Below are 18,597 nucleotides of genomic sequence, written 5' to 3' on the forward strand. Positions count from 1 at the left end.
CCCGGAAAACTTGATGGATTCTGCCAATGAACCTTGACCTTGCCGATCTGCGCATCCTGCGCCATCTGGAACTCAACGGCCGTATCTCCAACCAGGAGCTGGCCGATGCTGTTGGTTTATCGCCTTCAGCGTGCCTGCGCCGGGTCAAATTACTTGAAGACCGGGGCGTGATTTCCGGATACCGCTGTATCGTGGACGCACAGCATATCGGTCTGGAGTTCGAAGCGCTAGTGCAAATCACATTGCGTCCGGACGTCGATCAGTGGCATGAAAAGTTTCTGGCTTGCGTGCAGAACTGGCCTGAAGTCGTGACCGCACGAATTGTCACCGGATCAGCCAATTACATCTTGACGGTAAGAGCCCGCAACCTCGCGCATTACTCCGACTTTATCGTCAATGAGCTATACCGGGCGCCGGCTGTGATGTCGATTCAATCGAACATCGTGCTCAAGACAATCAAGAACACGCAGTCGCTCGTTGATCTCGTCAAGCAGAAATAAAACAATAGAAGATATTAACTACCTGTAATTCTCGCAATAATCGCTTCTCAGTCAATTCTCAATCTGCGATACGGGATTTTCAAATTGGAGATGCTCGTTGTATATCATCGCAAGTTGATTTGAATTGAGTCGGATTGCCGTCAACCGATGCCGGTCTTTGAATCGGCACTATCAAAACCAAAGAGACGCAGCATGGCAGTGATTACCACCATCGAGGACTTGCGGGTTCTCGCTCAGCGGCGCGTACCGCGCATGTTCTACGAGTATGTCGATTCGGGTTCGTGGACCGAGTCGACATACCGCGCCAACGCGCAAGACTTCGGCGCGATCGGCTTTCGCCAGCGGGTGGCGGTCAACATCGAGCATCGGAGCACGCGCACGACGATGTTGGGCACTGACGTGGCGATGCCGGTGGCACTGGCCCCGACCGGCATGACGGGCATGCAGCATGCCGACGGCGAAATTCTGGCGGCGCGCGCGGCCGAGGCGTTCGGCGTGCCGTTCACACTCTCGACCGTATCGATCTGTTCGATCGAGGACGTCGCGGCGCATACCAAGGCGCCGTTCTGGTTCCAGTTGTACGTCATGCGCGATCGCGACTTCATCGAGCGCCTGATCGACCGCGCGAAGGCGGCCGGGTGTTCGGCGCTGATGGTGACGATGGATTTGCAGATCAGCGGGCAGCGCCATCGCGATATCAAGAACGGTCTGTCGGCGCCACCCAAGCTCACGTTGCCGAACATCATGAACATGATGACCAAGCCGCGCTGGTGCATGGGCATGCTGGGGACGAAGCGCCGCACGTTCGGCAACATCGTCGGCCATGCAAAGGGCGTGGACGACATCGGTTCGCTGGCGGCATGGTCGGCGGCGCAGTTCGATCCGTGTCTGTCGTGGGACGACGTCGAATGGATCAAGAAGCGTTGGGGCGGCAAGCTGATCCTGAAGGGCGTGCTCGATCCTGAGGATGCACGCGCGGCACGCGACACCGGTGCGGACGCCATCGTCGTGAGCAACCATGGCGGGCGTCAGCTGGACGGCACGATGTCGACGATTCGCGCGTTGCCTGACATCGTGGCGGCGGTCGGGCGCGACACGGAGGTCTGGCTTGACGGCGGCATTCGCTCGGGGCAGGACGTGATCAAGGCGGTGGCGCTGGGCGCGAAGGGCACGCTGATCGGCCGTCCATTCCTGTACGGGTTGGGGGCGATGGGCGAAGCCGGCGTGCGCCGAGCACTGGAAGTGATGGCGAAGGAAATGGATGTGACGATGGCACTGACGGGCCGCACGACCGTCGACCGTCTCGACCCTTCGATGCTCCTGCCGGGCAGCTACCCCACGGGTCTCGGTCCGTATCTTCCGGAGCCGGGCAGGGCGTAAGGGAGATTGCCGGTACGACGTTGGGTATCGACATAGAAAGCCGCAGCCATTCGCTGCGGCTTTTTTCATTGGAAGGCTAGGGTCTTTCCGATAACGGACGGCTGAGCTTCAAACTGGCTCCACGCGGGGCGATGATGCGGCGTTCATCCCTCAACACTTAGTAGCCTGTGGCGGACTATGTCGACCTATCCCTTTACGCTTGAACGAGACACAAATGGCACCCTACTGGTGAGGTTTCCGGACGTGCCCGAAGCAATCGCCGTCGCTGATGACGAGGCTGACGCACATGTGCAGGCACGGGAAGCGCTTGAGGCTGCATTGGTGTTTTACGCGAAACGACCGCTTCCAAAGCCGTCCTGCCCGAAGGCTGGGCAAGCAACCGTCACGTTAGTTGTCATGACCTGACCCCGCAACAAAAAACGCCCTGCAATTCACTCGCAGGGCGTTTTGTCATCCACCAGCCGTTACCACCGGCATCCGCACCAATCAATGACGGTAGTGCTTGTGATGGCCGCGGCGCTTGCCGTGGCGATAATCGTCGTCGTAGGAATTCGAGCGTGACATGTTGCCGCCGAGTGCTGCACCGGCACCGCCACCCAGTGCTGCGCCGATCAGGCCGCCGGACTGGCCGCCCATCGCATTGCCGGCTGCCGTGCCTGCGCCGCCGCCCAGTGCACCACCCAGAATGGCGCCCGTGCGTTCGCGACGGTTCGACGTAATCGCGCCACCGGCACCGCCGCCGACTGCACCACCCACGACTGCGCCCGTGCTGCCGCCGAGCGCACCGCCCACGGCCGCACCGGCCACGCCGCCCAGCGCGCCGCCGAGGGCATTGTTCATATCACCGGCCGTGGCCGTCAGGGAAGTAGTTGCGGCCAGTGCAGCCAGCACCACCATCGGAAGAATTCGCTTGAACATGAGGCTCGTATAGATTCGGGTTAATTGCGCAGCCAAGTATAAGGAGCCCTCGCCACACTGCCCGCACCTCAATGTTTCCTCTTTCGTAAGACGGGTAACAAAGTGTATCGGCACGTGATCTTCGTGCCGTTTGGTTATAGGGCCGGCTCTGCTTTCCGGCGCGACGTCACCTTCATCTCCGCCACATACCGGTAGAGCTGTTCCGCCGCCGGCGAGAGCGGCCGGCCCTTGCTGCGAATCATGCCCATGCGGCGTGTCACCACCGGATCAATCAGCGGCACGCTCGTCAGCAATGGATGCTCGGCCCCCGGCATGGCCATCGTGGGCACCGCCGCCACCCCGAGTCCCGCTTCCACCAGTCCGAGCATGGTCGTCACGTGCTGCGTCTCGCAGATGCTCGGCGGGCGCTGCGGCAACCCCGTCAGCGCCTGATCGAGCAACAACCGGTTGCCCGACACCTTGCCGACCGTGATGTAGTCGTACTCGTAAAGCTCGCGCCACGTCACGCGCTTCTTTCCTGCGAGCGGATGATCGCGCCGGCACGCGGCCACGTAGCGCTCCTGCAACAGCAGCTTGAACTCGATGTTCGGCTCTTGCGAACCGATGAAATTGAGCCCGAAGTCGGCGTCGCCGTTGACCACGGCCGCCAGCACTTCATTGGCGCTCGCATCCAGCACCGAAATGCGAATGCGTGGAAACGCCTTGTGATATCGCGAAATCACCTGCGGCATGAAGTAGTAGGCCGCTGACGGCACGCAGGCAATCGTCACGTGCCCAAGGCTCGTGGACGCCACATCGCGAATGCCCAGCAGCGCGTTATCGAGATCGGCCAGAATCCGCTCCGCATCGCGAGCGAACGCTCGACCCACATTCGTGAGGGCGACCCGCCGTGTGCTGCGCTCGAAGAGCTTCACGCCCAGCGCGTCTTCGAGCTTGTCGATGCGGCGCGATAGCGCAGGCTGCGAGAGATGGATGGACTCGGCCGCGCGCCGGAAGCTCGATAGCTGCGCGACGGCGCGAAAGGCTTGCAGATCGTTCAGATCGAAGTTGATCGCCATGACGTTCGGGGGGGAGAAAAACGTTTGTCTGACGGAGTGTTCGGTGATGGTGTTGTAGCCAGTAAAACGCAACAAAAACGCGCGCGACTCAAGGCGCCGCGAGTCTACCTTGTTACCGCTCGGTCGGTGCATCAGCATCCTACGATTGATAGCGTATGCGCATCAATCTTTCCAAAACTTGCAATTCACAAGGGTGGAACTTACGGCGCAACATTGGCGGCTTCAAAAAAGCGCCCATGACGGTCTCGACACGTCCCCTGGCAGAGGCGCAGCAATGCGACGATTTTTGCGGACCGACCCCCCGGGCCGCAGGCAACACGGAGACAGCGCATGCCACAGCGCCCCCAAGACGCGATTTCGCGTCGACCCTCGAAAGCCGGCGCGGTACTGCGCGTCACCGCCGGCAATTTCCTCGAACAATTCGATTTCTTCCTGTTCGGTTTCTACGCCACCCAGATTTCGCGCGTCTTCTTCCCGACGGACAGTGAATTCGCCTCGCTCATGCTGACCTTCGCCGTGTTCGGCGCGGGCTTCCTGATGCGACCGCTCGGCGCCATCATCCTCGGCGCGTATATCGACAACGTCGGCCGCCGCAAGGGCCTCGTCACCACGCTCGGTATCATGGCGAGCGGCACGATCCTCATCGCCTTCGTGCCCGGCTACGCCACCATTGGCATGGCTGCGCCGGTGCTGGTGCTGATCGGCCGCCTGTTGCAGGGCTTCTCGGCCGGGGCTGAGCTCGGTGGCGTGTCCGTCTATTTGGCGGAAATCGCCACGCCGGGCCGCAAGGGCTTCTACACGAGCTGGCAGTCGGCCAGCCAGCAAGTGGCCATCGTCGTCTCGGCGGCGCTCGGGTTCATCCTGTCGCTTACGCTCACGGCGCAACAGATTGGCGAGTGGGGCTGGCGTCTGCCGTTCTTCGTCGGCTGCATGATCGTGCCGGTGATCTTCGCCCTGCGCCGCTCGCTTCAGGAAAGCGACGAGTTCAAGCAACGCAAGCGCCATCCGTCGGTCGGTGAAGTCTTCCGCTCGATGGCGGCCAACGCCGGTGTGGTGATCGGCGGCGCGATGCTCGTGGCGCTCACGACCACCGCGTTCTACCTGATCACCGTCTACGCCCCGACCTTCGGCAAGAGCGTGCTGCACCTGTCGAGCACCGATGCGCTGCTGGTGACGCTGTGCGTGGGCGTGTCGAACTTCATCTGGCTGCCGATCGGCGGCACGCTGTCCGACCGCATCGGCCGCCGCCCGGTGTTGCTGCTGTTCGCGGGCCTCACGCTCGTCACCGCTTACCCGGTGCTGTCGTTCCTGGTGCAGGCGCCGAGCTTCTCGCGCATGCTGATCGCACTGCTGTGGCTGTCGTTCCTGTACGGCATGTACAACGGCGCGATGATTCCGGCGCTGACCGAAGTCATGCCGCCCGATGTGCGCGTGGCCGGCTTCTCGCTGGCGTACAGCATCGCTACGGCACTGTTCGGCGGCTTCACGCCGGCCCTGTCGACGTACCTGATTCACGCTACCGGTGACAAGGCTGCCCCCGGCTACTGGATGAGCTTTGCGGCCCTGTGTGCGATCTGCGCGACGCTCGCGCTGTATCGCGGCCGCACGGGCGGCCAAGGCCAGACGCGCACCGATCTGCGCACGGCCAACTGATCGTGAGGCGGGAAACATGCGCATCTGCCTGCTTCCCGCCTTCTCTGCTTTCTCTGCCTCGTCGGTCTTGACGCAGGCATCCCCCCAGAAAAACACAATCGAGCGAGACAACTCATGAATGCCCTGACTTCCAAGGCGCGTATGCGCACGGCCCGACGTTTGCTCAGCGCCATTGGCGCCGGCCTGTTGATGGCCACCGCACTCGGTGCCACCTCCGCCAGCGCAGAAGACCTGCGCGTGATGAATTCCGGTGGCTTCACCGCCGCCTACAAGGCGTTGCTGCCGAAGTTCGAAGCGGCCACGGGCGATCACGTCGACACGGCGTGGGGCCCGTCGATGGGCAAAGCCCCTGAAGCCATTCCCAACCGCCTTGCGCGCGGTGAATCGGCAGACGCCGTCATCATGGTCGGTTACGCACTCGACGATCTCATCAAGGCAGGCAAAGTGCGTGCCGATTCTCGCGTGGAACTGGCCGATTCGCGCATCGGTGTCGTGGTGAAGGCAGGCGAGCCGGTGCCCGACGTCAGCACGCCGGAAAAGCTGAAAGCCGTGCTGCTCGCGGCCAAGTCGGTCGCGTATTCCGATAGCGCCAGCGGTGTGTACGTCGAGCGCGAACTGTTCAGCAAGCTGGGCATTGCCGATCAGATGCGCGGCAAGTCGGTGATGGTGCAGAAGACGCCGGTCGCCGAGAAAGTGGCAGCGGGCGACTACGCCGTAGGCTTGCAGCAAGTGAGCGAGTTGCTGCCGGTCAAGGGCATCGCGTTTGCGGGCAAGATTCCCGAGTCGCTGCAATCGGTGACGCGCTTCGCGGGCGGCGTACCGGTGAATGCCCCGCATCCGGACGAAGCGAAGAAGATGCTGATGTTCATGGCCGCCCCTGCTGCGGCGCATGACGTCGAGTCGACCGGGCTGGATCCGCTCACCCACTGACGCATCAACGCACGAACGAAGCGGTGAAGCCGGGAGCGAAAATTTTTCCTCTCGGCAGCCGTGGCGGGTTTGACCGACAATGACGCGTCAGACAACGGCGTCGCCGACAGAGCGACGCCCCGCCAAGGAGAGAGACAAATGGCCTCTGTGCCGAATGTGCCGAACGTACCGACCACGGCGCCGACCCCGGCAGCCGTCGATTCACAAGCGGCCGCCTCCGCAAATTCCCCGCACACTACCCACGCCGCAGAACGACTCGACGACATCGTCGCGCTCGACGCACTGGGTTTGTCCGAAGCGATCCGCACGCGACGCGTGTCGTGTCGCGAAGTCATGCAGGCGTACCTCGCGCACATCGCCCAACATAACGCAGCCGTCAACGCCATCGTCTCGTTGCGCGACGCTGACACGTTGCTGCGCGAAGCCGACGAGCGCGACCGGCAACTGGCGCAAGGTGAGTATCTCGGCTGGATGCACGGCATGCCGCAGGCGGTGAAGGATCTCGCGTCGTGTGCCGGCTTGCCCACACGCAAGGGCTCACCACTCACGTCCACCGGCCCCGACACACAAGACAGCATCAGCGTCTCGCGTCTGCGCGCGGCGGGCGCGATCTTCATCGGCAAGACCAATGTCTCCGAGTTCGGGCTCGGCTCACATAGTTACAACCCGGTCTTCGGCACCACGCTCAACGCTTACGACACCAGCCGAATCGCAGGGGGCAGCAGCGGCGGCGCGGCCAGCGCGCTCGCCATGCGCATGCTGCCGGTGGCCGACGGCAGCGACATGATGGGCTCGTTGCGCAATCCGGCGGCGTTCGGCAACGTGTACGGCTTTCGTCCGTCGCAGGGGCGTGTGCCGTACGGCCCGGCGCCGGAAATCTTTGTTCAGCAACTGAGCACTGAGGGACCGATGGGGCGCACCGTCGCCGACGTCGCGCGGCTCCTCGCCACGCAGGCCGGTTACGACGCGCGCAGCCCGCTCTCGCTGGCGCACGCCCATGATCCAGCGCAGTTCGCGGGTGCGCTGCATCGCGACGTGAAGGGTTTGCGTCTGGGGTGGCTGGGTGACTACGGTGGCTATCTGCCGATGGAAGACGGCGTGATGGCGCTGTGCGAAGCGTCACTGCGCGACTTTACGGAGATGGGCTGCGAAGTCGAAGCGTGCGCGCCCGACTTTTCGATAGATCGTCTGTGGCAGACGTGGCTCACGCTGCGTCACTGGCTCGTCAACGGTTCGCTGGGCGAGATGTATGCCGACCCTGCGCGCCGCGACAAACTCAAGCCCGAAGCGCAATGGGAAGTCGCCGGTGGCGAGCACTTGCGTGCGGCGGATGTGTTCCGCGCTTCGATTGACCGCAGCGAGTGGTACCGGTCGCTCGCGCGTCTGTTCGAGCGTTACGACTTTCTGCTGCTGCCCTCGGCACAGGTCTTCCCGTTTGAAGCGCAAACGCATTGGCCGGCATCGGTGGCGGGCAAGTCGATGGACACCTACCACCGCTGGATGGAAGTGGTGATCGGCCCGACGCTGGCTGGCTTGCCGGCGATCAGCGTGCCGGTCGGTTTCGATGCGCGCGGGTTGCCGATGGGCTTGCAGATCATCGGCCCGGCACAGGCGGATCTTGCCGTGCTGCAACTGGCGCACGCGCACGAGCAGCGCACGCAGTGGGTGCGCCGGTTCCCGCCCGCGATGCTGGCCTCAGGCCGGACCGCGTGAAGCCTTAAGCGGTTTCAGCAAATCGCCGAGCGCGTTGTGATCGATTTCATACATCAGCGCGAGCAGGCGGCCGATCTCGCCCGTGGGAAAGCCTTCGCGGGCAAACCAGCTCAGATAGTTGGCGGGCAGATCGGCAATCATCGTGCCCTTGTGTTTGCCGTAAGGCATCGGCGTGGTGACGAGCCGCAGCAGCGCGTCGGTGTCGAAATCAATCATGTGAACAAATCGCGTGAGCGCCCGGAGGTCGCATAAAGCGTCACGCTATCACATACGGCGCCGATGTCACGCGCGCGCTGTCTGTAGCAATCGCCACCCGACTACGCCGAAGACCACCGCGAGTCCGCCATCGAGCCAGCGTCGCAGCCGCAAATAAATGCGCCGCGCCGTCTGCGTCGAAAACAGCAACGCGTAGCCGCAGAACACCGTCACGCTGATAGTGATGCATCCCGGCAAGATGGCCGGCTGCACCGCGCCGTCATGCGATGACGACAGCGCAACGATCGACACCCAGCTCAACACGGCCTTCGGGTTCGTCAAATGCAGCAGCGCGCCGCGCAGATAGATTCGTTTCAGCGGCTCGCCTTCCGTCGACACGGCGGTCTTATGAGATGACGGATTGAGCGCAGCACGTCCCGACTTGAACGCGAGCCACAGCAGATACACGCCGCCGAAAATCTTGAGCGCGACGAGAAACTGCGAGTAAGCGATCAAGGCCGCCGAAACGCCGAGCATGGCGACTGTCGCCCAGAACATCGATCCCGAGATGACGCCGAGCGCAAACGTGAGCGCGGGCTTGCGGCCATGATTCGCGGCGATGGACATGATCGCCAGATTGCTCGGCCCGGGGCTCGCGGTGCCGACGAAGTAGGCCGTGTATGCCACCAGCAGGTTGGCGGAGAGAAAGGTGACGTCGGCCATCGAGCGCCTCATGCGTCGTTGATCAGGGGAGTCTTCGCAGTGTCGACGCCCCCGTCGTGCGATGCCATAGACAGTTCGTCAATCTCTCACCGAGCCAGTTGCCAGACGCCCGTGGTTGCCGTCGCCGGACGATGCATCGGGGGCATGGCGGCGATAGCGGAACAACACGCCCGCCATGACCACGCACGTCAGGCCGCCGCCGATCATGGCCAACGCGAACCCTTGCGTCATGGCGACACGGTAAGCCTGCGGCAACCAGTCGAGTTGTCCGTCCATCACATGTGCCGTGACGGCCAGACGCGCCAATGCCGAGGCCTCGGCAACGCCATGGACCTGTGCCGCCGAGGCGAGCTCCTGCATGGCGCGCAGGCTCATCACGCTGCCGAGCAGCGCAATGCCCATCGTCATGCCGGTCTGGCGCAAGGCGTTCATCGTCGCGGAGGCCATGCCGGTGCGCTCGGCAGGCGCGAGCCCCATGACCGTCATGCCGGTGGCGGGCACCGCGAGTCCCATGCCGAGGCCGAGCACGGCAAACGACGTGCCGACGATCCAGAACGGCGTGTCGTGGGTAAAGGCGGCCATCGCACACATCGTTAGCCCGATCGCGCCATAGCCCGCGACCATCAACAGGGGCAGGGCGACGCGATGGGCAATGCGGCCGAAGAGCAGCGACGTCACTCCCATCATCAGAAACTGAGGCATCAACTGCCAGCCGGTCGCCGCTGGCGTGTGGCCTTGTGCTTGCTGTAGAAACAGTGAGAGGAAGAACAGACTGCTGTACCCCGCGAAGCCCAGTGCGAACGAGGCGATATTGGCCACCCGCATGCGTGGGTCGCGCAACAACGCCAACGGCAGCAGTGGACGCGCCACGCGCCGCTCGACGCAGACGAATGCGATAAAGGTGACGACGGCGATGGCGAAGACGGCGGCCAGCGATTCGCGCGGGGTGTCGGGCTCACCAAGTTGAATCAACCCATAGGTCAACGCGCCGAGACAGATCACGCTCAATACTTGCCCTGCCGGGTCGAACACACCGTGAGGGTTGCGCTCGCGCGACGGAATGCCCCAGATACCGAGCGTCAGTGCAATAAGCCCCAGCGGTTCGTTCACGAGAAAGATGCTCTGCCAGCCGAAATGCTCCACGAGCAGGCCGCCCAGCAACGGCCCGAGAATCAGCGCGAGCGCACTGAATGCCGACCAGCCGCCGATGACGCGTGCCCGCTCGCGGGGATCGGGAAACGCATGCGTGAGAATCGGCATCGCGCTGGGAATGAGCAGGGCGCCCGCCACGCCCTGAATCGTGCGGCCAACCAGCAACGGGGCGAGGGTGTCGGCACAGGCGCAGACCGCCGAGCCGAGTGTAAAGAGTGCGACGCTCGCGCTCCACACGGGCTTGTGGCCGTATCGATCGCCGAGCGGCCCGGCACTCAGCATGAACGCCGAGATGGCAATGGCATAGGCATTGACGACCCATTGCAGTCCCGCCATGTCGGTGTGCAGACGGAGTTGGAGCGTGGGCAGCGCCACGTTGACGATGCTGATGTCGAGCGACGCGAGGAACGTGCCGAGGTAGGCCGCACAGACTAATGCGCGGCGGCGAGAGGGTGGCATGGTGACATCCCGGTGGTCGATAAATTGAGAATGGTTCTCATCTTAATTAATCGACTGACCGTCGGTCAATGGAATTTTTCTACGCAGTCGAGACGTGTATCGATGCGGCGGTGCGGCGATGCGCAGTGCTGTGGTGTCGTGCTGCCCGGGGTGCCAACCTGAGGCGACGTCCGCCCGCCCCGCACAGCGGAAGTGCCGGGGCCGGGCGAGGCCGTTCGCTTACGCCGTAATCGGGAAGCTTCGGTCGTAGGTTGGTTTCACGTCGAGCGGCTGGCGTAGCAACCCGACCTGCGCGTAGAAGTCGGCGGTGCGTTGCTGCTCGGCGACGAGTGCGTCGTCGATGTTGCGCCACTTGGTTGCACGGCGGGAAAACTGCAAGCGCGCGGCTTCGGGCGGAATGCCGATGATGCGCGCCATGGCTGCCGAGAACGCATCCACGTGCTGATACGACCAGACCTGTGCGCGCACCACGCGCGAGAGGAAGTCGCGCAACACTTCACGCTTCGCGGCGAGCGCCGAGTCGGTGGCCGCGAGGTAACTCAGCCCCGACCACAGCCCCCGTCCATTGACGAGCACGCGCCCGCGCCCTGTGGTTTCCGCGACGGCGGTGTAAGGCTCCCACGTGGCCCACGCATCGACCGACCCGCTGGCCAGCGCGGTGATGGTGTCGGCGGGCGGCAGAAAGCGGAAATTCACGTCGGCCGGTTTGAGCCCGGCCGCCGTGATTGCCTTGAGCGATACTAAGTGACCGATGGACCCGCGCGTCGTCCCGATGTTCTTGCCCTTGAGATCGGCCGCAGTGCGCAGCGTCGAATCCGGCTGCACGATGAGGGCCGTACCGTACGCATCGGAGCGATTGGCGCCGATGATCTTGATCGCAGCACCGGCGGCCAGCGCAAAGATGACGGGCGCGTCGCCGATCGGGCCGCAATCGACTGCCCCCGCGTTAAGTGCTTCGGCAAGCGGTGCGGCGGCAGGAAATTCCGACCACTGAATGTCGTAGGGCAACTGCTTGAGTTCGTCTGCTGCTTCTAGCAGCGCGCGCAGCCCGCCCTTCTGATCGCCAGCCTTCAGCAAGGGGCGTCCTGACTGTGCGAATGCAGAACCCGGCAGCGCAAGCGTAGTGAGTGCACCGGCGGCGCTCGACGTCGTGACGTATTGAAGAAACCTGCGGCGAGAAATCGTCATGGGAAAACCTGTCGTATTAGAGGGAAAGCGGTGGTTGGACGGTCCGGCGATGCCGCCTTGGCATCAATGCACGAAGCCGCCCTTGATGAAGCGCACCGGCTCGTTGTCCATCTGGCGCAGCGTGGCGCTCAGCGGGTCGGGGGCGGCGGGTGATGTGAGTAATGCGCCGACGGATGCGGTGGTGCACAGCAAGCCCCCGTCGGCCCAGCCACGCTTGCCTGCGGGGGCGAGCGCACGCAGCCAGCCGTCGCGGTCGGCCAGCCATTCGGTGCCGGCGAGCTCGGCCGGCGTTGTCCCAGCGATCTGCGCAAAGACGGGCCACGCATCGGGCGAATCGGCAAGGCAATCGGCGCGCGCGCCAAGGGTTGTCGCGTTCGACGCGACCGTCGTCGCGATGGCGGGCCGTGCCGTCGCGCGCAGGCCATCGGCGAGCGGCGCCGAGACACGTCGCACCCCCGCAGTTGCGCCCGGCAGCGCGCGCAGCCGGGTATCGAACACGGCCGTCTCATCGCGACGAATCAGCAGCGTCAGAAAGCGGGGATCTTCGAACGGCGCCGGATGCCGCGCATCGACGGCCACCACACGTACCCGCTGCGTGCCACGCCATTGCGAGAGGCTTCGTGCGGGCGCATCGCCGCAGGTGACAGTCAACGCGGGCAACGCAATCGGCACGGGCCAGCTTCCGCCCGCCGCCATACCTGCTGACGCCGACAGGACGCGCATGTAATCGAGTGCGGCCCAGATTTCCTTGTCACTCAGTCGACCGGTAAAGCCGGGCATCGTTACGCCAGCGTCGTCGCGCATGCCGTAAAGCACATGCCAGAACAACTCGCCGTCGGCGCGACGGCTGAGTAAGGCGCTGGCCATCGTCGGCGGCCAGCGCCGCAGTGCCGCCGCTTGCGGCCCCTCGCCGCGACCATCCGCGCCATGGCATGCCGCGCATTGCGCCGAATACACGTGCGAGCCCCGCGCGATGCTCCCGACGGTGAATCCGCTGGGGTTGGTGTGGAAGCTGGTCGGTACTGCTGCTGTGAGCCATAGCGACGACGACGGCCACGGGGCGGCGACGAGCGATGCGACGGCCGCCACGATCAGCCAACGGCGCGCACGCCGCCAGAAGATGGCGATCAACACGCAGGCGATGGCGAAGGCCAGCGCGGCCAGCGTCCATGCAAACTGGCGGGCCAGCGCAACGTCGATGATGAGGTTCTCACCGGCGATGCGTGAGCCCCACGGCCACGCGGGCGCCCCATGCGTCTCACCCGCGATGCCGAGCGCATGCAGCGCCCACAACAACGCGGCCTGCACGGATTGCAGGCCGAGCAGAAGCGCGTTGAGCCAGACGTGTGTCGGAGGCAGTGTCATCGGGCGCGCTCCGGTGGCGCACCCTTCAGCGTGCTCGTCGGCGCGCCTGTCAGCGCGCCTGTCAGCGCGCCGGTCAAAGTATTACCAGCTTGCATCGAGCCCCAGATGTCGCAGCGCCTCATGACGCAGTTCGGTGATACGGGCATCGCCGCGATGGCGCGGGTAGGGCAGATCGACACGCAGCTCGGCAACGATGCGCGCAGGGCGCGGGCTGAAGATGACCACGCGCTGTGCGAGGAAGATGGCTTCTTCCACATCGTGTGTGACCAGCAGCGACGAGAACCCCGCGCGCTGCCACAGTTCCACGAGTTCGCTTTGCATCGCCAGCCGGGTGAGCGAATCGAGCTTGCCGAGCGGTTCGTCGAGCACGAGCAGACGCGGATCGTTCACGAGCGCACGGGCGAGTGCCACGCGCTGCGCCATGCCACCCGAGAGTTGATGGGGGAACGCGTCTGCGAATTCAGACAGCCCCACGCGCGCGAGTGCCGCGTCGACCCGATCGCGTTCGCGCGACAGCACGCCGCGCGCTTGCAGACCGAGCGCGACGTTATCGCGCACGCGTCGCCACGGGTAAAGCGTCGGGTCCTGAAACACGACGATGCGCGACGGATCGGGGCGCGTAATCGCCGTGCCGTCCTGCGTGATGGTGCCGCGCGTCGCCGTCTCCAGACCGGCGACCAGCCGCAGCAAGGTGGATTTGCCGCAGCCACTCGGGCCGAGCAACGCGACGAATTCGCCGGGTGCCACGCTCAGGTCGACCCCGTCGAGCACCTGCAATGGCGCTTGCCGTGTGCCGAACCAGTGACTCACGCCGCGAATATCAATCTGCGCACCGGTGTGGTTAGCGGCTGCCTGACCGGCATGGGTCGATGCTTCTGTCGCAGCGAGCCGCGCCGCAGCCGAATCGCCGCGCGTCGTATCGGATGAAGGGGAGATAGCCGTGCTTACCATTTGACGGTTCCTTTCTGCCACGCGAGCGCGCGGTCGCGAACGGTGAAGAGCAGGGTGATGACACCGGAGAACAGCAACGCCATGACGATCAGTGCGGCGTACATGTTCACGTAAGAGGCCCAGCCTTGCGCCCACGTGAGATACCAGCCGAGGCCAGACTTCACGCCCATCATCTCGGCCGTTACCAGCACCGAGAACGACGCGCCCAGCCCCATGAACAGGCCGACGAAAACGTTGGGCAGCGCTGCCGGAATGGCCACACGCAGCACGAGAAACGCGTCGGACGCGCCGAGCGTGCGCGCCACGTCGTAGTAGCTCTTGTTCACGCTGGCCACACCGGACCACGTGAGCACGGCGACGGGAAACGCCGTCGACAGCGCAATCAGGAACGCCGCAGCGGAATAGCTCGACGGGAAGAAGTAGAACGTCAGAGGCAGCAGTGCCGTGGCCGGCACCGGGCCGAGCACGCGCAGCACCGGATGCACCCAGTAGCCGATGGCGCGAGACCAGCCGATCGACACGCCGATCAGAAAGCCCGCCACCGCACCGAAGCCGAAACCGAGGCCCAACAGCCGCAGGGTATTGAGCGCGCTGTCGCCCAGACGTTGCCAGTCTTCGGTGTAGACCTCGATGAGCGCTTGCGGCGGGGCAAAGAACGGCGTGGGCAGCGAGGCCGTCTTCGCCGTGAGGATTTCCCAACCCGCGAGGACGACGGCGATGGCCACGAGCCACGGGCCGCTGCCGGTCAGCGCTTCGCGCAGACGCAGCAGGGGAGACGTCGTGCGCCCTGCCACCGACAACACCGCCAGCGCCGCAGCGACCACCAAGGCAACAACCCCCAACTCGTCGGTGAAGGCCCAGTCGGAGAAGCCGACGACCTTGTTGGGCCAACGCAGCGTGATCGCGCCAAACGCGGCCCACGCGAGTGCTGCAACGAAGCCGACGCCCCACAAGGGCGGCGTGCGGGGGGCGGCAAAGAGTTGATCGAGACTCGTGTCGTCGAAGGCGTTGGCAAAGTGACTGGCAGAACCGGTGACGTGTGATGCGCGTTCGCGCAGCGAGGGGCCGTCGGCCTGTTCGGCCAGCTCCAGTGCCCCAGCGGGGCTGGCGGCACGCAATGCGGCATTGTCGAGAATGGCACTCATGGTGTTTTACCCCAAGACATTGGCGTAGACGTGCTGCGCCAGTTTCTGCGGATCGGTCGACTTCTTGAGCACACCGATACGGCGGAAGTCATCGGCGAAGAACGCGATCTCGTCGCGCAGATCGACACCGGTCGGATGGTGCGAGTAAGTGAGCGTGGCGTAGAGCTTGCGCAGGTCTTCGGGGCTGATCTTCGGCGAGTACTTGGCGAAGATCTTGGCGGCCTCGTTCGGGTTCTCATTGACGAATTCGGTCGCCTGCACGATCGAGCGAGCCAGCGCGCTTGCCGCCGCCCGGTCGTTACGCACCAGTTCGCCGCGTGCGCCAATCACGCAGCAGACCTTGCGTGCGTACTCGCCGGTGAGGTTGGTCGCGAGTTCCACGTACGCGCCGTTGGTGCGCTTTTCCAGCAGATAGAGGTTCGGGTCGCCGTCGGCGATGGCCTGAATCTCGCCCTTGTCGACGGCCACGCCGAGCAGGTCGGCCGGGTACTGACGCCACGTGATGTCGCGCTCGGCATCGATGCCGTGTTTCGAGAGCAGGATCTGGAAGAAATGCTTGCCCGGGGCGGCGAGATCGGACACGCCGACCGTCTTGCCTCTGAGCGATTCAAGCGACGTGATGCCGGCGGCCTTCGAGCCCAGCAACCGCACGCAACCGCCGTGCGAGCTGCCGATGATCTTCACGTCGAACCCGGCTTCGAGTGGCTTCAACCAACGGTGAATCATGCCGACGGCAGCGTCGGCCTTCCCAGTGGCAATCGATTCGAGCAACTGGTCGGTCGAGCCGCTGTAGTTGATGAGATCGACCTGAAGCCCGTTTTTCTCGAAGAAACCCCGCTCCTGCGCGGCCACGATGGGCGTCAGGCAGAACGAGTTCTGGTTCCACGCGAACGTGAGCTTGCGCTTCTGCGACCATGCCTTGCGGCCGAGCAGCAACGCTGGCGCCGCAAGGGCCACGGCCCCCCCGGCTCGCAACACCTTGCGGCGCCCCGTCTGCACGTTATCGATCACTGACGACGGCGCGGTATTCCCCTTTTCCAGAAACTTCATGACGACGATTCCCCTGTTTGTTTTTGATGGTGGGTCAGAACTGGTTTCGATGTGGCGGATCAGTCGAGCCAATCAGTCGAGCAGATCGGGCTCCGCTTCGACGAGCCCTTCAAACAGGCTCTCGAAGGAATACAGCGCGCCCTCGGGGCCGCCGACCTGACTGTGCGTATGACGTGCGGTAGCCTCATCGATGGGCTGCGGCGTACCGGCGGCTTCGGCGAGCAACTGCGTGTGGGCGGCGTTCTCTAGCGCGATGTACCACCAGGCGGTGGCTTCTACGGTCGGACCGGCGGTGAGAATGCCGTGGTTCTTGAGAATCACGCCCTTCACCGTGCCGCTGCCGTCGGGCTTGTTCAGCGCGTGGGCGATGCGTTGCCCTTCGCTGTCATCGACCACCATGCCGGTGAAGTCGTCGAACAGTGCGTGGTCCTCGAAGAAGCCGCACGAGTCTTGCGTGAGCGGATCGAGCGCGCGGCCCAGCGTCGACCACGCCTTGCCGTAAGTCGAATGCGTGTGTGCGGCGGCAACGAGGTGCGGATGCGCTTCGTGAATGGCGGCATGAATCGCAAACGCTGCCTTGTTCAGCGGCCGGTCGCCGATGACCGTCTCGCCTTTCGAATTCACCAGCAGCAGGTCGGAGACCTTGATGCGCGAGAAATGCACGCCGAGCGGATTGACCCAGAAGTGGTCGGTCAACTCGGGGTCGCGCGCGGTGATATGCCCGGCGAGGCCGAGATCGAAACCGTGACGCGCGAAGATGCGAAAAGCGGCGGCCAGACGTGTCTGGCGATGGCGGCGCTCGGCGAGCACATCGCTTCGCACGGGCGGGGCATCGAACCAGAAGCGCTGTTGCGGCGCGGCGTTGAGGACCAGCCCCGTGGGCGTGGTGTGTGTCGGGTGAGTGGCGTGACCGGCAACGTTATCGTTGCGGGCAAAGGCGGTGGTGTTGACGGGCAGAACGGCGGCCATAGTGTTTTCCTTGAGGTCGGCTGGACGCGATCAGGCAGCGCGACGTGCAGCGCCGTTTTCACCGTTCTCGCTGTTCTGGCGGTCGCGTTCCGCAACGAGCGTGCGCAGGCGCGGAATCAGTTCGCGGCCGTAGTCGATGGTGTCGCCCAGCGGGTCGAAGCCACGAATCAGGAACGTGCTGACGCCAAGGTCGTAGTAATCGAGGAGCGCGTCGGCGACTTGTTCGGGCGTGCCGACGAGGGCGGTCGAGTTGGAGCGGCCGCCGATGAGCCCGGCGATCTCCGTCCACAGCACTTTGTCGAGGCGTGCGCCCTTGTCGGCGGCCGCCAGCAGACGCCGGGCGCCTTCGCTTTGCAGGGCCGAACCTTGCGACAGCCCGGCAGCGGCGCGAATCGCTTTCGCTTGCGCCAGAATCTGATCGGCGCGGGCCCACGCCTTCGCTTCGGTCTCGGCCAGAATCGGGCGGAACGACACCGAGAAGCGCGGCGTGCGTCCGTGCACGGCCGCCGCCGCACGCACGCGGGTGGTCAACTCACGCACCTGATCGAGCGACTCGCCCCACAGCGCATAGATGTCGGCGTGCTTGCCCGCGACTTCGAGGGCGGCACCGGAAGCACCGCCGAAGAAGATCGGCACGTGCGGCTGTTGCACCGGTTTGACTTCCGAGTAGCCCTGCTTGAAGCGGTAGTACTGACCGTCGTGATCGAACGGGTTGTCTTCCGTCCAGATGCGGCGAAGGATGCCCAGATACTCGTCGGTGCGCGCATAGCGCTCGTCATGCGAGAGAAAGTCACCGTCGCGCGCCTGTTCCTCATCCGATCCGCCGGAAATGAAGTGCACCCCCAGACGGCCACCGCTGAACTGGTCGAGCGTGGCGATCTGGCGCGCGGCCAGCGTCGGCGCCGTAAAGCCCGGGCGATGCGCGAGCATGAAGTGGATGTTCTCCGTCACCGTCGACGCATAGGCGATGGTGAGCGTGGCCGACGGGCTGGTGGAGTGGTGCGGCACGAGAATTCGGTCGAAGCCAGACTGCTCGTGAGCGCGGGCGAACGTGCGCACATAGTCGCGGTCGACTACGGGGCCACTTTTCGGGTGAATTTCGGACTGCTTACTGCTTTGGATCATGCCGATGATCTCGACGCTCATGAGCGCTCTCCTTGCTTTCTCTTGTGGGGCAACAGAGGCGGCAGCGCTGACAGGGCGACGTGGGCCGGTTTGCGCTACACGCCCATCGATCGGAACAGACGG

The 18,597-nt window shown here is 64.4% G+C and carries 17 protein-coding genes; 5 read left to right on the top strand and 12 right to left on the bottom strand.

From position 1 onward, the window contains the following. Positions 1 to 26: 26 nt before the first annotated feature. Both AT302_RS06285 and AT302_RS06290 read left to right on the top strand, forming a co-directional pair. The gene (locus AT302_RS06285; protein ID WP_058377695.1) at positions 27 to 500 is read left to right on the top strand and encodes an Lrp/AsnC family transcriptional regulator; all 474 of its coding nucleotides are present in this window, start codon (positions 27 to 29) and stop codon (positions 498 to 500) included. Positions 501 to 692: 192 nt separating this feature from the next. After that, a complete protein-coding gene (locus AT302_RS06290) occupies positions 693 to 1,880 on the top strand; it encodes an alpha-hydroxy acid oxidase (protein WP_058377696.1) in 1,188 nt (395 codons plus the stop codon). Between the two features lie 486 nt (positions 1,881 to 2,366). Here AT302_RS06290 and AT302_RS06295 read toward each other — a convergent pair whose 3' ends face one another. Further along, entirely contained in the window at positions 2,367 to 2,798 is a 432-nt protein-coding gene (locus AT302_RS06295; protein ID WP_058377697.1) for a hypothetical protein, read from the bottom strand. 134 nt (positions 2,799 to 2,932) lie between these two features. Further along, on the bottom strand, positions 2,933 to 3,856 hold the full coding sequence (locus AT302_RS06300) for a LysR family transcriptional regulator (RefSeq protein WP_058380139.1): 924 nt from the start codon (positions 3,854 to 3,856) through the stop codon (positions 2,933 to 2,935). A 330-nt stretch (positions 3,857 to 4,186) separates the two neighbouring features. On the opposite strand from AT302_RS06300, the gene tcuC reads away from it, so the two are divergent. The 3 genes from tcuC (at position 4,187) to AT302_RS06315 (ending at position 8,152) form a co-directional block, all read left to right on the top strand. Further along, a complete protein-coding gene (gene tcuC / locus AT302_RS06305; RefSeq protein WP_058377698.1) occupies positions 4,187 to 5,509 on the top strand; it encodes an MFS transporter in 1,323 nt (440 codons plus the stop codon). Positions 5,510 to 5,623: 114 nt separating this feature from the next. Beyond that, positions 5,624 to 6,439: a substrate-binding domain-containing protein gene (locus AT302_RS06310; RefSeq protein ID WP_084656046.1), complete on the top strand. Its 816-nt coding sequence runs from the start codon at positions 5,624 to 5,626 to the stop codon at positions 6,437 to 6,439. Positions 6,440 to 6,577: 138 nt separating this feature from the next. Continuing rightward, entirely contained in the window at positions 6,578 to 8,152 is a 1,575-nt protein-coding gene (locus AT302_RS06315) for an amidase (RefSeq protein WP_084656047.1), read from the top strand. Here the strand turns inward: AT302_RS06315 and AT302_RS06320 are convergent. From AT302_RS06320 to AT302_RS06365, 10 genes are all read right to left on the bottom strand, one after another. Continuing rightward, positions 8,135 to 8,368 (bottom strand): DUF3820 family protein, encoded by a 234-nt coding sequence (locus tag AT302_RS06320; RefSeq protein WP_058377699.1) that lies wholly within the window; start codon positions 8,366 to 8,368, stop codon positions 8,135 to 8,137. The two genes, AT302_RS06315 and AT302_RS06320, sit on opposite strands and share 18 nt — an antisense overlap. Positions 8,369 to 8,434: 66 nt before the next feature. Next, complete coding sequence (locus AT302_RS06325; RefSeq protein WP_058377700.1) at positions 8,435 to 9,070, bottom strand: LysE family translocator; 636 nt, start codon at positions 9,068 to 9,070, stop codon at positions 8,435 to 8,437. A gap of 78 nt (positions 9,071 to 9,148) precedes the next feature. Next, positions 9,149 to 10,681 (bottom strand): MFS transporter, encoded by a 1,533-nt coding sequence (locus tag AT302_RS06330; protein WP_064675047.1) that lies wholly within the window; start codon positions 10,679 to 10,681, stop codon positions 9,149 to 9,151. A gap of 219 nt (positions 10,682 to 10,900) precedes the next feature. Further along, the gene (locus AT302_RS06335; protein ID WP_058377701.1) at positions 10,901 to 11,869 is read right to left on the bottom strand and encodes an ABC transporter substrate-binding protein; all 969 of its coding nucleotides are present in this window, start codon (positions 11,867 to 11,869) and stop codon (positions 10,901 to 10,903) included. A gap of 63 nt (positions 11,870 to 11,932) precedes the next feature. Continuing rightward, on the bottom strand, positions 11,933 to 13,234 hold the full coding sequence (locus AT302_RS06340; RefSeq protein ID WP_058377702.1) for a c-type cytochrome: 1,302 nt from the start codon (positions 13,232 to 13,234) through the stop codon (positions 11,933 to 11,935). 81 nt (positions 13,235 to 13,315) lie between these two features. Continuing rightward, entirely contained in the window at positions 13,316 to 14,185 is an 870-nt protein-coding gene (locus AT302_RS06345; protein WP_084656048.1) for an ABC transporter ATP-binding protein, read from the bottom strand. Beyond that, positions 14,179 to 15,330, bottom strand: a complete 1,152-nt coding sequence (locus tag AT302_RS06350) for an ABC transporter permease (protein ID WP_084656049.1) — start codon at positions 15,328 to 15,330, stop codon at positions 14,179 to 14,181. Before AT302_RS06350 ends, AT302_RS06345 begins: the two co-directional genes overlap by 7 nt. Before the next feature lie 6 nt (positions 15,331 to 15,336). Then, the gene (locus AT302_RS06355; protein ID WP_084656050.1) at positions 15,337 to 16,380 is read right to left on the bottom strand and encodes an ABC transporter substrate-binding protein; all 1,044 of its coding nucleotides are present in this window, start codon (positions 16,378 to 16,380) and stop codon (positions 15,337 to 15,339) included. Between the two features lie 72 nt (positions 16,381 to 16,452). Then, a complete protein-coding gene (locus tag AT302_RS06360) occupies positions 16,453 to 17,349 on the bottom strand; it encodes a class II aldolase/adducin family protein (protein ID WP_084656051.1) in 897 nt (298 codons plus the stop codon). A gap of 30 nt (positions 17,350 to 17,379) precedes the next feature. Next, entirely contained in the window at positions 17,380 to 18,495 is a 1,116-nt protein-coding gene (locus AT302_RS06365; protein WP_058377703.1) for an LLM class flavin-dependent oxidoreductase, read from the bottom strand. Positions 18,496 to 18,597: the final 102 nt, after the last annotated feature.

The organism is Pandoraea norimbergensis (genome assembly GCF_001465545.3).
In the GTDB taxonomy this organism is placed as follows: Bacteria; Pseudomonadota; Gammaproteobacteria; order Burkholderiales; family Burkholderiaceae; genus Pandoraea; species Pandoraea norimbergensis.

Excerpts from the sequence above, each read along its gene's own strand:
- tcuC (WP_058377698.1), top strand. The coding sequence starts at position 4,187 with ATGCCACAGCGCCCCCAAGACGCGATTTCGCGTCGACCCTCGAAAGCC.
- AT302_RS06315 (WP_084656047.1), top strand. The coding sequence starts at position 6,578 with ATGGCCTCTGTGCCGAATGTGCCGAACGTACCGACCACGGCGCCGACC.
- AT302_RS06360 (WP_084656051.1), bottom strand. The coding sequence starts at position 17,349 with ATGGCCGCCGTTCTGCCCGTCAACACCACCGCCTTTGCCCGCAACGAT.
- AT302_RS06320 (WP_058377699.1), bottom strand. The coding sequence starts at position 8,368 with ATGATTGATTTCGACACCGACGCGCTGCTGCGGCTCGTCACCACGCCG.
- AT302_RS06345 (WP_084656048.1), bottom strand. The coding sequence starts at position 14,185 with ATGGTAAGCACGGCTATCTCCCCTTCATCCGATACGACGCGCGGCGAT.
- AT302_RS06350 (WP_084656049.1), bottom strand. The coding sequence starts at position 15,330 with ATGAGTGCCATTCTCGACAATGCCGCATTGCGTGCCGCCAGCCCCGCT.
- AT302_RS06330 (WP_064675047.1), bottom strand. The coding sequence starts at position 10,681 with ATGCCACCCTCTCGCCGCCGCGCATTAGTCTGTGCGGCCTACCTCGGC.
- AT302_RS06295 (WP_058377697.1), bottom strand. The coding sequence starts at position 2,798 with ATGTTCAAGCGAATTCTTCCGATGGTGGTGCTGGCTGCACTGGCCGCA.
- AT302_RS06365 (WP_058377703.1), bottom strand. The coding sequence starts at position 18,495 with ATGAGCGTCGAGATCATCGGCATGATCCAAAGCAGTAAGCAGTCCGAA.
- AT302_RS06335 (WP_058377701.1), bottom strand. The coding sequence starts at position 11,869 with ATGACGATTTCTCGCCGCAGGTTTCTTCAATACGTCACGACGTCGAGC.
- AT302_RS06290 (WP_058377696.1), top strand. The coding sequence starts at position 693 with ATGGCAGTGATTACCACCATCGAGGACTTGCGGGTTCTCGCTCAGCGG.
- AT302_RS06285 (WP_058377695.1), top strand. The coding sequence starts at position 27 with ATGAACCTTGACCTTGCCGATCTGCGCATCCTGCGCCATCTGGAACTC.
- AT302_RS06325 (WP_058377700.1), bottom strand. The coding sequence starts at position 9,070 with ATGGCCGACGTCACCTTTCTCTCCGCCAACCTGCTGGTGGCATACACG.
- AT302_RS06340 (WP_058377702.1), bottom strand. The coding sequence starts at position 13,234 with ATGACACTGCCTCCGACACACGTCTGGCTCAACGCGCTTCTGCTCGGC.
- AT302_RS06310 (WP_084656046.1), top strand. The coding sequence starts at position 5,624 with ATGAATGCCCTGACTTCCAAGGCGCGTATGCGCACGGCCCGACGTTTG.
- AT302_RS06300 (WP_058380139.1), bottom strand. The coding sequence starts at position 3,856 with ATGGCGATCAACTTCGATCTGAACGATCTGCAAGCCTTTCGCGCCGTC.
- AT302_RS06355 (WP_084656050.1), bottom strand. The coding sequence starts at position 16,380 with ATGAAGTTTCTGGAAAAGGGGAATACCGCGCCGTCGTCAGTGATCGAT.